The sequence below is a fragment of the Kitasatospora sp. NPDC050543 genome, assembly GCF_044457565.1.
Classification (GTDB): Bacteria; Actinomycetota; Actinomycetes; order Streptomycetales; family Streptomycetaceae; genus Kitasatospora.
In genome coordinates this window covers 17,432-30,748 of sequence record NZ_JBITGZ010000055.1, presented here as the reverse complement: position 1 = coordinate 30,748, position 13,317 = coordinate 17,432, and the positions used below count along the sequence as shown (strand labels likewise).

11 protein-coding genes are annotated in these 13,317 nt (G+C 73.5%); 9 read left to right on the top strand and 2 right to left on the bottom strand.

The genetic code is table 11. From position 1 onward, the window contains the following. Positions 1-234 precede the first annotated feature (234 nt). From ACIBH3_RS34250 to ACIBH3_RS34230, 5 genes are all read left to right on the top strand, one after another. Entirely contained in the window at positions 235-1,647 is a 1,413-nt protein-coding gene (locus ACIBH3_RS34250; protein WP_396316026.1) for a histidine kinase, read from the top strand. Continuing rightward, complete coding sequence (locus ACIBH3_RS34245; RefSeq protein ID WP_396316025.1) at positions 1,599-2,261, top strand: LuxR C-terminal-related transcriptional regulator; 663 nt, start codon at positions 1,599-1,601, stop codon at positions 2,259-2,261. Before ACIBH3_RS34250 ends, ACIBH3_RS34245 begins: the two co-directional genes overlap by 49 nt. A gap of 155 nt (positions 2,262-2,416) precedes the next feature. After that, positions 2,417-4,042, top strand: coding sequence for a DUF2637 domain-containing protein (locus ACIBH3_RS34240; RefSeq protein ID WP_396316024.1), 1,626 nt, complete (start codon positions 2,417-2,419; stop codon positions 4,040-4,042). Between the two features lie 103 nt (positions 4,043-4,145). After that, positions 4,146-5,435, top strand: a complete 1,290-nt coding sequence (locus tag ACIBH3_RS34235; RefSeq protein ID WP_396316023.1) for a DUF6986 family protein — start codon at positions 4,146-4,148, stop codon at positions 5,433-5,435. Positions 5,436-5,511: 76 nt separating this feature from the next. Then, on the top strand, positions 5,512-6,159 hold the full coding sequence (locus ACIBH3_RS34230) for a YigZ family protein (protein WP_396316022.1): 648 nt from the start codon (positions 5,512-5,514) through the stop codon (positions 6,157-6,159). A 132-nt stretch (positions 6,160-6,291) separates the two neighbouring features. Here ACIBH3_RS34230 and ACIBH3_RS34225 read toward each other — a convergent pair whose 3' ends face one another. After that, positions 6,292-6,822, bottom strand: coding sequence for a GNAT family N-acetyltransferase (locus ACIBH3_RS34225; protein WP_396316021.1), 531 nt, complete (start codon positions 6,820-6,822; stop codon positions 6,292-6,294). Between the two features lie 257 nt (positions 6,823-7,079). Between ACIBH3_RS34225 and ACIBH3_RS34220 the strand changes: the two genes are divergently transcribed. From ACIBH3_RS34220 to ACIBH3_RS34205, 4 genes are all read left to right on the top strand, one after another. Next, positions 7,080-7,370 carry a cupin domain-containing protein gene (locus ACIBH3_RS34220; protein WP_396316020.1) on the top strand — a complete coding sequence of 97 codons (291 nt, stop codon included), beginning with the start codon at positions 7,080-7,082 and terminating at the stop codon, positions 7,368-7,370. Positions 7,371-7,541: 171 nt separating this feature from the next. Beyond that, entirely contained in the window at positions 7,542-9,329 is a 1,788-nt protein-coding gene (locus ACIBH3_RS34215; RefSeq protein ID WP_396316019.1) for a hypothetical protein, read from the top strand. A gap of 114 nt (positions 9,330-9,443) precedes the next feature. Next, entirely contained in the window at positions 9,444-11,060 is a 1,617-nt protein-coding gene (locus ACIBH3_RS34210) for a restriction endonuclease (protein WP_396316018.1), read from the top strand. A 437-nt stretch (positions 11,061-11,497) separates the two neighbouring features. Next, positions 11,498-12,262 carry a ZIP family metal transporter gene (locus tag ACIBH3_RS34205; RefSeq protein ID WP_396316017.1) on the top strand — a complete coding sequence of 255 codons (765 nt, stop codon included), beginning with the start codon at positions 11,498-11,500 and terminating at the stop codon, positions 12,260-12,262. Between the two features lie 86 nt (positions 12,263-12,348). On the opposite strand, the gene ACIBH3_RS34200 is transcribed toward ACIBH3_RS34205, so the two are convergent. After that, a complete protein-coding gene (locus ACIBH3_RS34200; protein WP_396316016.1) occupies positions 12,349-13,254 on the bottom strand; it encodes a LysR family transcriptional regulator in 906 nt (301 codons plus the stop codon). Positions 13,255-13,317 lie beyond the last annotated feature (63 nt).

Here is a 13,317-nt window from a genome sequence, read left to right as displayed (position 1 = left end):
TACTGCAGGGGGGACCCTGTGGGAGAGTAGGACGCCGCCGAACAATCATTCACAGAGAACCCCCACCCGATTCCGGGTGGGGGTTCTCTGCGTTTTCGGACAGTTTCGACGCCGCGCAGGTGGTGCTAGGTCCACCCCCAAAACAGGGGTGGGACCGCCAGTGCCCGGGAGGCCCCATTCGGGCAACACTGGTCGGGTCAGTCGAGAGCTGTACGCCGACCACCAGGAGCACCAGTGACAACAGTCAGTGCAACGAGCGTCGCTGCGGAGTCACGTGCCCGCGCCGAGTCGTTCCTCAGGACAGGAGTCCAGTCCCTGGGCCGCGCGGCCGTCCTCTCGGTGAGCGCCGTGCCCGGCGTCGTGGTGCCGATCGTCGCTGCGCTGTTCGTAGGCGCGGCGAGCATGGCGGCGTTCGACGGCGGCGACTTCGGGAGCCTGCTGAGCCTGTGCGGCGCAGGTGTCGTAGGTGTGGTGTCGGCCGGCCTGTTCGTGCGACGGAGTGCGGACTGGACACGTTCGCAGCTCAGCAGGTGGTACGGCGTGCGGCTGCCGGCGGTGTACGGCGCCCGCCCCGCCCTGGAGCTCGACGCCCGGGGCCACTGGTGGACGGGGTACTCCTACCACCGTTCCCGGTTCGTCGCGCAGTTGGTCCAGTTGATGCATTGGGCCTTCCGTGACCGGACGACGCGCGGCGAGATGTTGTGGCTGATCCTCAATCCGGCTGCGGTCATTGTGATGTTCGGGCCGATAGCCGCACTTGTGGTGGGTGGCGTCGGCTTCGCGTTGACGGCTCCCTTCGACGGCCCGATGTACGGCGACGTCGGGACCAGTCGGACTTCGACGCTGATCTCGCTGGCCATCGGCCTGGTGATCGCGGGCGTGGGTGTGCTCTTCATCCGCTTCGCGGTACGGGCGCACGCCGATCTGGCGAGGCGGGTGCTGGATCCGGAGGGCCGGGCCTCGCGCCAGCAGCTCACCCGCCGGGTGGCGGAGCTGACGGAGACGCGTGCCGATGCGGTCGGCAACCAGGCGGCCGAGCTCCGCCGGATCGAGCGGGATCTGCACGACGGGGCGCAGGCCCGGCTGGTGGCGATCGGGATGACCCTCGGCACCATCGAGCACCTGATGGACACGGACCCGACGGCGGCGCGCGAACTGCTCTCCGAGGCACGGCAGTCCTCGGTGAAGGCGCTCCAGGAACTGCGCGATCTCGTCCGGGGTATCCACCCGCCGGTGCTGGCCGAGCGTGGCCTCGGTGACGCGGTACGGGTGCTGGCGCTGGACAGTGCGCTTCCGACCGAGGTGTGTGTGAGCCTGCCGGACCGCCCGCCGGCGCCGATCGAGGCGGCCGCGTACTTCAGCATCTGCGAGCTGATGGCGAACGCGGCCAAGCACTCGGGCGCCGACAACGTGTGGGTGGACATCCTGTACCGGGCGGGCACCCTGCGGATCACGGTCACGGACGACGGGCACGGTGTGGCGGATCCGACCAGGGGCAGTGGGCTGCGCGGGATCGAGCGGCGATTGGGTACCTTCGACGGTGTCCTGGCCATCGACAGTACGTCGGGCGGTCCGACCACCATCACCTTGGAGCTGCCGTGCGAGTTGTCCTCGCCGAGGACCTCTACCTCCTCAGAGAAGGGCTGATCCGGCTGCTGGAAGCGCATGGATTCACCATCGCGGCGGCCGTCGAGACCGGGCCCGACCTGCTGGAGGCGCTGCTGACGCATCGTCCGGACGTCGCGGTGGTCGACGTCCGGCTGCCGCCGACGCTGACGGACGAGGGGCTCCAGGCCGCGCTCACGGCCCGGAAGGCGATTCCGGGCCTGCCGGTGCTGGTGCTGTCGCAGCATGTCCAGCAGTTGTATGCGCGGGAGCTGATCGCCGACGGTTCCGGCGGGGTGGGCTACCTGCTCAAGGACCGGGTGTTCAACGCGGACCAGTTCATCGACGCCGTCCGGCGGGTGGCGGCCGGCGGGACGGCGATGGACCCGGACGTGATCGCCAAGCTGTTGCAGAGCAAGTCCCGTTCGGGGCCGTTGCAGCGCCTGTCGCCGCGGGAGCGCGAGGTGCTGGAGCTGATGGCGGAGGGCTGTTCCAACTCCGCGATCGCCACGAGGCTGGTGATCAGCGATGGAGCGGTGGCCAAGCACATCGCGAACATCTTCACCAAGCTCGAACTCGCTCCGGCCGATGATGCCAACCGCCGGGTCCAGGCCGTGCTGGCACATCTCAACGGGACGACAGGTCAGGCTATGTGACACCCTGGCCTGCGCGGACGCTGAAACACACGTACGAGTAGTATCCGATGGGCCGAGACCGTCGGTGGCGCAGCCTTCCGGCGCCCCGACCAGGGGAGATCCGGCAGCCAACGGTCGCGTACGGCAGCAGCCGACATCCAGGGGTTGATAGACGCATGGCACGCCCATCCCTCACCCGTACCCACCGGAGCCTGCTCGGCGTGGTGGCCGCCGGGGCCTGCCTGATCTCGGGCATCGGGTTCGCGGGCTCGTACAACGCGGTCCGCGAACTGGCATCGGAGAAGGGCTTCGGGGCCTTCTCGTACGCCTTCCCGATCGGTGTCGACGCGGGCATCGTGGTGCTGCTGGCGCTGGATCTGGTGCTGACCTGGCTGCGGATCCCGTTCCCGCTGCTGCGGCAGACGGCCTGGGTGCTGACGGTGGCGACCATCGCGTTCAACGCGGCGGCGTCCTGGGGCGACCCGCTCGGGATGGGCATGCACGCCGTCATCCCGGTGCTGTTCGTGGTGGTCGTCGAGGCCTCCCGGCACGCGGTCGGGCGGATCGCGGCGATCACGGCGGACCGGCACATGGAGTCGGTACGGCTGATGCGTTGGCTGCTGTCGCCGGTGCCGACCTTCCGGTTGTGGCGGCGGATGAAGCTCTGGGAGCTGCGGTCGTACGACGAGGTGGTCCGGCTGGAGCAGAACCGGCTGGTGTACCGGGCGCAGTTGCGGTTCCGGTACGGGCGCGGGTGGCGCCGGTCGGCGCCGATCCAGGCGCTGCTGCCGCTGAAGCTGGCGAAGTACGGGATGCCGTTGGATCTCGGCGTGCTGGACCGGCTCGACGCGGAGGCGGCCGAGGTGGCGGCGGCCAGGGACGCCAAGGAGGTACAGGCGGCTGTGGCAGCGCAGGCGATCGCGGCGGTGGCGCCGGGCGGGCAGGCCGCGATACCCGCCGGCCCGGCGGGCGTAGGCGCCGGCGTAGGCATGAACGGCACCACCTCGGCCAGGACGAGCGCGGCGCCGACTGCGGCGGTCGGGGCGTCGGCTGCCGCCGCGGAGGGCACCGGTCCGGTGGCCGCGGTGGCGGCTGACCTGGCGGTGCCGACGCTGGCCAAGCTGGCCGCGGTGCGCCTGCGGGACGCACAGGAGCCGGCCCAGGCCGAGGAGCAGGCACCGTTGCAGGTGCGGGAGGAACTGAACGTCTGGACCGAGCGGGCGGTGCGCAGTCACGCGCAGCAGAGCGGCATGGGTGGCGGGGCCGGCCGGGTGCCAGGGCAGGCGTCGCCCTGGTTCAAGCCGCCGCGTGCGGCCACGCAGCCGGGCCCGGAGATACAGGTGCAGTCGGTAGTGCCGCGGTATGTCGCGGATGACCGGGCCGACCGGGCCGATCAGGGTGAGCGTCCGGCGTTCGAGCAGCAGCAGCCCGCTCCGGCTGTCGCTCCGGCGAAGGGGGGCTCGCTGCGGCTGGAGTCGCGGGATCTTCCGGAGCAGCCGGAGCCCGTGAGGTCCGACGACACCACCGCTGCGAGCGCTCCGACGACCACGGACCCCGACCCCGCGCCCCACAAGCCCGTGCAGCGGGAGGCGGACCGACTGGACCCCGAGCTGTGCTTCGAGGCGCTGGTCACCTACATCGACACCTACGAGGATCAGCCCGACCAGCAGCGCCTGGCGGAGTACCTGACCAGCGAGTACGGCGTGGTGGGCACCCGGGCGGACGGCTCGGTGAGCCCGGAGGAGCTGAACCGGATCTGGCCGGCGCTGCGCGCCCGCTATGCCTCCGCCGGGCGGGACTGACCTGGGCGTCCGGCCGTCGGTCGGCCATTGACTGCCCCGCTCCGGCGGAGCTACCTTCGCATCAACAAACTGTTGAAGCCTGGTTCGGTGTGGAGGAGTACGGATGTCGCAGGTCGAGGTGGACGGTACCAAGCCGGAGGGCGCGGCCTCCTTCTCCGGCTCCGCCCGGGCCGCGGTGGAGGCGCTGCTGGCGCCGGTCGACGCCGACCTGGCGCGCCGCTACCCCGGTGACTCCGGCACCCGTCAGCCGGTGCACACGGTCTACGTCCCCGCCGACGCATTCGACGCCGACACCGTCCGCAGCTGGGGCCGGCAGGCGCTGGAGGCCTTCGACACCCACGCGGGTACGCCGCAGGAGCTGGCGCGGGCGCTCGGCGTCCCCGCCGGTGAGCTGTTGAGCGATGTGCACGCGCGGGTCCGCGCCAAGCTGGAGCGCGAGCCGATCGAGGACCTGCGGATCGACTTCGAGGACGGCTACGGTCCGCGCCCGGACGCGGAGGAGGACGCCGCCGCGGTCCGGGCCGCCGAGTTGATCACGGCCGCGGTCGCGGACGGCAGCGCGCCGCCGTACATCGGCATCCGGATCAAGTGCATGGAGGCGGCCGTGCGCGAGCGCGGCATCCGCACCCTGGAGCTGTTCCTCGCGACGCTGCTCGCGGGCGGCCCGCTGCCGGAGGGCCTGGTGCTCACCCTGCCCAAGGTGACCTACGCGGAGCAGGTCACCGCGCTCGTCCGGCTGCTGGAGGACTTCGAGCAGCGGGCCGGCCTGCCCGGCGGCCGGATCGGCTTCGAGATCCAGATCGAGACCACCCAGGCGATCCTGGGCGCCGACGGCCGGGCCACCGTCGCCCGGATGATCGAGGCCGCCGAGGGCCGGGCCACCGGCCTGCACTACGGGACCTTCGACTACAGCGCCTCCTGCGGGGTCAGCGCCGCGTACCAGAGCATGGACCACCCGGTCGCCGACCACGCGAAGGCCGTGATGCAGGTGGCCGCCGCGGGCACCGGCGTGCGGCTCTCGGACGGCTCCACCAACGTCATCCCGACCGGCCCGACCGAGCAGGTGCACGCCGCCTGGAAGCTGCACCACGACCTGGTCCGCCGCTCGCTCGCCCGGGCGTACTACCAGGGCTGGGACATGCACCCGGCGCACCTGCCGACCAGGTACGTCGCCGTGTACACCTTCTACCGCGAGGGCCTGGAGGCCGCCGCGGCCCGGCTCGCCGCCTACGTGGCCAAGGCCGGCGGTGACGTGATGGACGAGCCGGCCACCGCGAAGGCGCTGAGCGGCTATGTGCTGCGGGGGCTGGACTGCGGCGCGGTCGACCTGGCCGAGGTCACCGCGCTGACCGGCCTGGACCGCAAGCAGCTGGACGCCCTGGCCGGGCGCTGACCGGCGGTTAGGCTGGCGGGAGCGCCCCCGTCAGGGCGTGCCCGCCAGCCTTTCGCTTTTGGAGACCCGCCGCGCCATGCCGGAGCCGACCCCCAGGCAGTACCTGACCATCCGGCGCGACGGCAGCCACGAGATCGAGATCAAGAAGTCCCGGTTCATCTGCCACCTCGGGCGGGTGGCCGATGAGGACGAGGCACAGGCCTTCATCGCGGGCATCCGCAAGCAGTACTGGGACGCCCGGCACAACTGCACCGCCTTCGTGGTGGGCGACGAGCAGCGCCGCGAGCGCTCCAGCGACGACGGCGAGCCCGGTGGTACGGCCGGGGTGCCGATGCTGGAGGTGCTGCGCCGGCGCGGGCTGACGGACATCGTCGCGGTCGTGACCAGGTACTTCGGCGGGATCAAGCTCGGCGCGGGCGGGCTGGTGCGGGCGTACGGGAGTGCGGTGTCCGAGGCGGTGGACGAGATCGGGCTGCTGGAGCGGCGGCCGGTCGAGCTGCTGGCGGTGAGCGTCGACCACACCCGGGCCGGGCGGCTGGAGAACGACCTGCGTGCGGCCGGCCACGTGGTCAGCGACCTGGCGTACGAGGCGGCCGGGGTGCGGATCGAGGTCGGGGTGCCCGAACCGGAGACGGCGGCCTTCCACGTCTGGCTGGCGGAGGCGACGGGCGGTACGGCGGTGGCCGTCGCGGCGGGGCGGACCTTCGTCGAGGTGCCGCTCTGAGCCGGCCCTGGCCGCGGGCTGCGAGACGTGCTGACCACAGCGCCGCGGAGCTGCACCGCCGGCCGCGCCACGACGCGGCTGAGACGACGCGGCTGTGACGACGCGGTTGTGACAACGAGGGCTGCCGCGGGGCTACGGCCGGCGGATCCGGTACACCACGTTCGGGCGCAGCGGCCCCGCGGGGACGGACGGGTCGTCGAAGTCGTCGGAGGGGTCGTGGGTCATGCCGATCCGGCGCATCACAGCCCGGGAGCGGTGGTTGGTGGCGGTGGTGATCGCGAGGATCTCGGGGAGTGCCAGGGTTTCGAAGCCGAAGGCGAGTGCGGCGCGGCCTGCCTCGGTGGCGTAGCCGTGCCCCCACGCGGTGCGGGCCAGTCGCCAGCCCGCCTCCACACCGGTGAACGGCATGTCCTCGTCCACCGGGTCCAGGCCCGCGAAGCCGATGAACTCGCCGGTGGCGCGCACCTCGAGCGCCCACCAGCCGTACCCGCGCTGCTCCATCCCGGCCTGGAAGCGCGCGATCGAGGCCGCGCTCTGCTCCCGGGTGAGTACGCCGGGGAAGTGCTCCCGTACGACGGGGTCGGCGTTCATCGCGGCCCATGGGTCGAGGTCGGACTCGCGCCAGGGGCGCAGGAGGAGCCGGGCGGTGGCAAGTTCGGTCATGGCGTCAACCTAGTCGGGGCGGTCGGCCGGGTCGATCGAGATTGGCCGGGCCGGCCGGTCAGGACATGTCGGCCTCACGAGCGCGTCGACCCGGCCGCACGCCCCCTCCCCGTGGAGCGGAACGACCGTTATCGGACGGGCCGCAGAGGCGCTTTCGGCCAATGCGGAACGCAGCTGTTTCGGCGGCAGGGCAGCTGTCCCTACCCTGCGGCTGTCCCTTCCCTGGGGCGGCCGCCGATCCGGGAGCCCGATCCCAGATGTCCCTCGTCCAGACCGTCACCCTTGCTCCGGGCGCCAGTACCGGCTGGCACTACCACCCCGGCCGGGTCGACGTGATCGTCCTCTCCGGCACTCTCACCCGCACCCTGGCCGATGGAACGGTCGAGGTCAGCGAGGCCGGGCAGACGCTGGTCGAGCAGGCCGGGCCGGGCTTCGTCCACGTCGGTCGCAACCATGGCGACGTCCCGGTGGTGCTGGTGGCGAGCTATGACGCGCCGGACGGCTGCCCGCTCGCCGTCGCCGTGCCCACCCCGCAGTGGAGCGGCTGAGCGGCTCGCGCGGGCTTGAACAGATTCACTCGAACGTATTGACGTGCGTCGGAGTTGGAACTTCCGCTCCCGGCTGCCGCGTTTTCTGGACAAGGATCCGGTCGGAACCGGACGACAACCCATCGATGGAGGACGACACACCCCACCACCGCACCACGGGAGGTACCGCGCATGACCTCAGACCGCTCCCCGTCGCCGGCCCAGCCCGATCTGCCCGGCCCCCGGAGCCCCGCGACGCCGTACCGGATGACCGTCACCACGGCGCTTGCGCACAACGATGCCGTGGCCCTGGCCGATCAGCGGCTGGGCGCCTGGCTGAAGCAGGAAGGCTGCGAAGAACCGCCGCCGGAGATCCCGGGCCCGGCCCGCCCCGAGGGCCCCGAGAACCACGAAGGCCCCGAGAGCCCGGAAGGCTGGGCCGAGCGCCTGCGGCTGGCCGAGCGGGTCCTGCTCGACCGGGACGGCGGCCCGCTGCGCGGCGGCCCGGGTACGGGTCGCTACACCCGCCGCAGGCTCCGCACCCCGGCTCCGCACGGCACCCACCAGCTCACCGTGACCATAGCCACCGAGTCGGGCGGCCCCACCTGGGTCAGGCTGGAGGCCGAGCACCAGAGCGCCGACGCCGGCGTGCGAACACCATGCCGGGTCCCGGTGCCCGAGCTGGCCCGCACCCTGCTGCCCCTGCTGGACGCGACCGACGGGCCGGCCGCCGTGCACACCGCTCCCCAGGTGGTGACCGCCGCCGGGGTCGAGCTGCTCATCGACGAACTGTGCGACCCGGAGCGCCGGCTGCCCACGGTGGTGGCCAGTGTCCCGGCCAACCTCGCGATCGAGGACTGGCTGGCCGGCATCGTCCGCCCGCTCTGCCATCAGCTTCCGGGCCTCGCCACCGTCTACGTACTGGACCCGAGCGCCCGGACGGAGTTCAACGTCGCACTGGAGTACCACACCGTGTACGGCGGCGCGGTCCGCACCTACCTGCCCGAGGTCGACCCGGCCTCCCGGCACGACGGGATCCGGCACCCGGTGATGCCCCGCCGCAGGATAGAGGAGGACCTGCGCCGTGCGGCCGGCCTGCTCGCCCGCGAACCACGGCGGCTGGCCGCCGAACTGCCGCTGCCCGCGCCGCTCGCCGCCGTCCCGGTGCTGCGCGTGCCACCACCGGCCAGGCGCCCCGACGCGCCACCGCCCGAGCAGGACCGGCAGCTGGTCCGCGAGCAGCAGCAGGACCACCAGGACCACCAGGCCAGGGCCGACGAGCTGGAGCGGGTGCGGCACAGCCTGCGCCACTCCCGCCGCCGCGAACGCCGGCTGCTGCCGGAGTCCGACGAGCAGTACCCCGCGCTGCGCCACGTCGGCGTCCAGGTCCGGGTGCTGGCCGGGCGGTTGTGCGCCGGGCCGGGCGCGGCCAGGGGATCAGCGACCGTCGACCGCGCCCGGCTGCCCCGCCCGGCCGAGCGCGAACGCGACGGCGTCCCGCTGACCTTCGTCGAACTCATGACCAGGATCGACGAGTTCCCACTGCTCACCTTCACCGGTGACCAGAAGGCCGCGCTCTCCCTCGACGGCCAGGGCGCCGGCGCCGGCTGGGCCCGGCTCACCTGGGAGGGGCTGACGGCACTTCAGGAGTACGCGGCGGCGGCCGTACGCGGCGAGGCCGGCGGCGACTTCAAGCAGTGGTGCGAGCACACCCCGCCCGGCTGCCACCGCTTCCCACCGCGCAAGGCGGTACGCGGGGAGTCCCAGACGGTGTTCAGCCACACCAAGTGGAAGCGCGAACGGATGCTGCCGGTGCCCGAGTGCGTCGACACCACCCGGCGGGCGTTCATGGGCGCCCACCTGAGGATCGGTGGCGGCCGGACGGCACCCAGGCTGCACTACCTCGACGACTGTTCGGGCAGTGGCCGGATCTACGTCGGCTACATCGGCCTGCACCTGACCAACACCCGTACCAACTGAGAGGCTTGGCAGACCAAGTGCGCCCGAACGGTGGACAATGTCCGGCAGGGGCCGGCCACGGGGCCGCGGGCCGCCCCGGGACAGCGCCTGCCGAGCATGGGGGAACGACCACCGATGCAGCACTCACCAGACGGCCGGACCGACGGCGGTGCCACGGCCCTCCAACCGGGCTTCCTGGCCTCGGTCTTCCGTGACCTCGGCGCGGACGGACCGGAGGACGGGCCGGAGGACGGGCGGAGCGCAGCGGACGGGCCGGGCACGGAGACCGCAGCGGACGTCGCCGCGCACGGCCGGGCGGCCGCGCTCACCCACCACCGCACGCTCACCGTCCGGGCCGAGCACGACCGGCTGGCCGACCTGCTGCGCCGGGCCGCGCTGCCCGTCTCCGCGATGGACTTCGAGAGCCAGCTCCGCAGGTACGAACCGCGCCCCTACCCCGCCGGTGAGGCCGAGGCGGACGACGCCGGGGCCGAACCGCGCTGGGCGGCCTACGCCCCGGCCCACCCCGCGGCCGCCGACCCCGACGAGGGGCCGGCGCGCCGACTGCTGGACTCCGGCTACCAGCGCGAGCTGGCCCAGGCCCGGCTCACTCACCAGCGCGCGCTGCGCGAGTGGCACACCCGCCGGGCCGAGGCGGCGAACTCCGGTGAGGCCGAGGCCAGGCGGGCCCACGAGGAGGCCGAGCAGGTTCGGGCCCGAGCGGTGGGCGAGTACAACGACAGCCTGGAGGAGTGCCGCCGGGCCTACCGGCTGGCCGAGCCCGCCGCCGTCGAGTCGCTGATGGAACGCGCGCTCGCCGCCGCCGAGACCGCCACCCAGGACCTCCCCGCGCCCTGCCGGGCGGTCTTCCGGCCGCTGACCCGCACCGCCGTACTCGACCTCGACCTGCCGCCGCTGGACCTGGTGCCCTCACTGACCGGGTACCGGCTCGCCCCCGACGGCGAGGTCGACCCGGTGCCGCGCCCGCCCGCCGACCGGGCCACCGACTACCTGCGGCTGGTCGCCCGCCTCGCGCTGCGCGCCCTTCAGGCGGCCGATGCCGTGGACACCGACGAGGTACTGGCCGGCGTGGTGCTCAACGGCTGGCTCCGCGAGCCGGGCGCCACCACCGCGCTCTGCCTGGTCAGCGTGGACGCGGACCGTGACGCCCTGGCGCGCACCCGGCTGCTGCCACCCGCAGCCCCGTACGAGGAGCACGACGGGGAGGGCATCTACGCCGACGCCGAGCAGGACGAGGCGCTGGTGCGGCTGCGCCAGCTCGGCGCCGCCGTCACCCCCGACCCGTACGCCTATGTGAGCGTCGAGCCCGCCGCGGCGGCCGGCGCGACGGTGCCCAGTGCCGCCGACCTGTCGGCCAACGAGTTCGCGCACCTGGTCCGGGAACTGCTCACCCGGGGTGGGCTCACCCAGTGGAGCGTGCGGCTGCGGGGGCCCGCCGGCCTGGTGGCGACCGGCGAGGGCGAGGCGGGCAGTGCCCTGCCGGGCCGCTGGGTGGTCTGGGCCTCGCGGGCGGCCGAACCGGTCTGCGAGGAGGAGATCCGTACCCTGGCGGAGGCGGTCCGCGAGGAGTCCGCCGACCGCGGCCTGCGCCTGACCACCGGCCGGTTCGCCGAACCGGCCCTCGACCTCGTCGCCGAGGAGAGCCACCAGCACATCCACCTGGTGGACGGCGACGGCATGCGGGAGCTGACCCGTACCCAGCTGGGGCTTCTCCTCGGCGCGGCCGGCTGAGCGGGAGGCCGGCCACAGGACGTCGGCACGGAGGCCGGCGCGGGAGCCGTCCGGGGAAGCGGCAACCGTGAACAGGAAGGCGGCCCGGCCGACTTCCGGTGCGGCGACGCGGGGCTGAGGCAGGCCCGGCTGCCCGGAGCGTGACGGACAGGCCGGACGGGGCCGGACGGGGCGAAGATCGCGGGCCTGACCGGCCGCGCTTGCCGGCGGCTCGCGCCCGCTCACCCGGGGCCGAAGGCAGGCTGACGTCCCGTCGCGGCCCGGTGCCGGCTGCCTCACCCCGACGGACCGGTTCGGCGGGCGGTGCCGTACGGTTGGCCGCAGTCTGGGACGCACGGCCGGGTGGCTGTGCCCGTGGGCAGCGGTGCGCACAGCCGTCCGGCCCCCGAACCCCGAAGCCGGGATCCCGGAGGCACAGGAGGAGCGGGGGAAGTGCGATGACCGCCATCCTGGTTGCCGCCGGCGCGTTCCTGATGACGCTGATCGGCGGTTTCGTCGCGCAGCGCACCGGCGACCGGCGCCACCTGGTGCTGGGTCTCGCGGCCGGGCTGATGCTCGGGGTGGTCGCGTTCGACCTGCTGCCCGAGGCGATCCGGGCGGCGCCGGGCGAGGTCCACGGGGTCCCGCAGTCGCTGCTGATGTTCGCGGCCGGGTTCCTGGTGATCCACATCATCGAGCGGGCGGTCGCCATCCACCGGGGCCACGAGGGCGAGTACGCGGAGCACACCCACGCCCACGGCCACCGGCACGGGAACGGCTACCAGGCGCCGGGCATCGGACTGACCGCCGCCGCCGCGCTGGTCGGGCACAGCCTGATGGACGGCTTCGCGATCGGCGCGGCCTTCCAGGCGGGCAGCACCGTCGGCACGGTGGTGGCGATCGCCGTCGTGGCGCACGACTTCGCGGACGGCTTCAACACCTACACGATCACCCGGATGTACGGGAACAACCGGCGCCGGGCGCTCACCCTGCTCGGGGCGGACGCGCTGGCGCCGGTCACCGGCGCGGCCATCACCCTGCTGTTCACCATCCCCGAGCAGTGGCTCGGCCTGTACCTGGGCTTCTTCGCCGGGTTCCTGCTCTACCTGGCGACCTCGGACATCCTCCCCGAGGCGCACAGCCCGCACCCCTCGCGCTCCACGCTGCTGTGCACGCTGGCGGGCGTGGGGTTCATGTGGCTGGTGGTCGGCCTGGCCGGCTAGGTGCGCGGCGGGCCCGTCAGGCCGCCCGCAGAGCCAGTCGCGGCCAGGTACGGGCAGCCGTGGCTCCGGCGTGGGCCCGGTGCGGGTCAGGCGCCGAGGGCGGCCCAGCGCCCGCGGATCGCCGTCAGCGCCTCGGCGACGGCGGGCCGCCGGGAGGTCCGGGTCCGCCAGAGCACGAACACCCGCCGGGCCGGCTCCGGCGCCACCGGGCGGGCGAGCACCCCCGGCGGCAGCGCGCCACGGCCGAGCCGGGGCACCAGGCCGAGCCCCAGCCCCGCTCGGATCAGCGCGATCTGGGTCTCGAACTCGCCGATCTGGAACGCCACGTCGGGCTCCTCGCCGGCCTCCCGCATGGTCCGCACCAGCCAGTCGTGGCAGATGTTGCCGGGCGGCACGCTGATCCACCGCTGCCCGAGCAGCCGGCTCACCGGCACCACGGCCAGCTCCGCCAGCGGATGCCCCTCCCACAGCAGCAGGTCCACCGGGTCCTCGCCGAGGTCCAGGCGCGACAGCTCCGGCTGCACCGGCAGCGGTACGGTCGGCCAGTCCTGGACCAGGGCGAGATCCACCTCCCCCCGGGCCACCAGCTCGGCGGCGAGGTACGGGTCGGTCTCCAGCAGCCGGACGTCCAGGCCGGGGCAGCGGGCGCGCAGGTCCGCCAGCGCGCCGGGAAGCAGGCCACGCGCGCCGGTCGCGAAGGACGCCATCAGCAACCGGCCGACCGCCTGCCCGCGCTGCTCCTCCAGAGTCACCTCGGCCTGCTCGACCAGCGCCAGCACCCGCTGCGCGGTGGACGCCAGCTCCCGCGCGGCGTCCGTGAGCACGACACCCCGGCCCTGACGCTCCAGCAGGACGGTACGGGTCTCGCGCTCCAGCTTGGAGATCTGCTGCGAGACCGCCGAGGGCGTGAAACCGAGCGAGGCCGCCGCGCCGCCGACCGAGCCGTGTACCGCCACCGCGTGCAGCGCCCGGAGGCGTCCCAGATCCATCATGTACCGATGCTAAACGGTGGGCTTCAGAATTCATCGCTGGTGCTACACGGTAGGTGGCGCCCA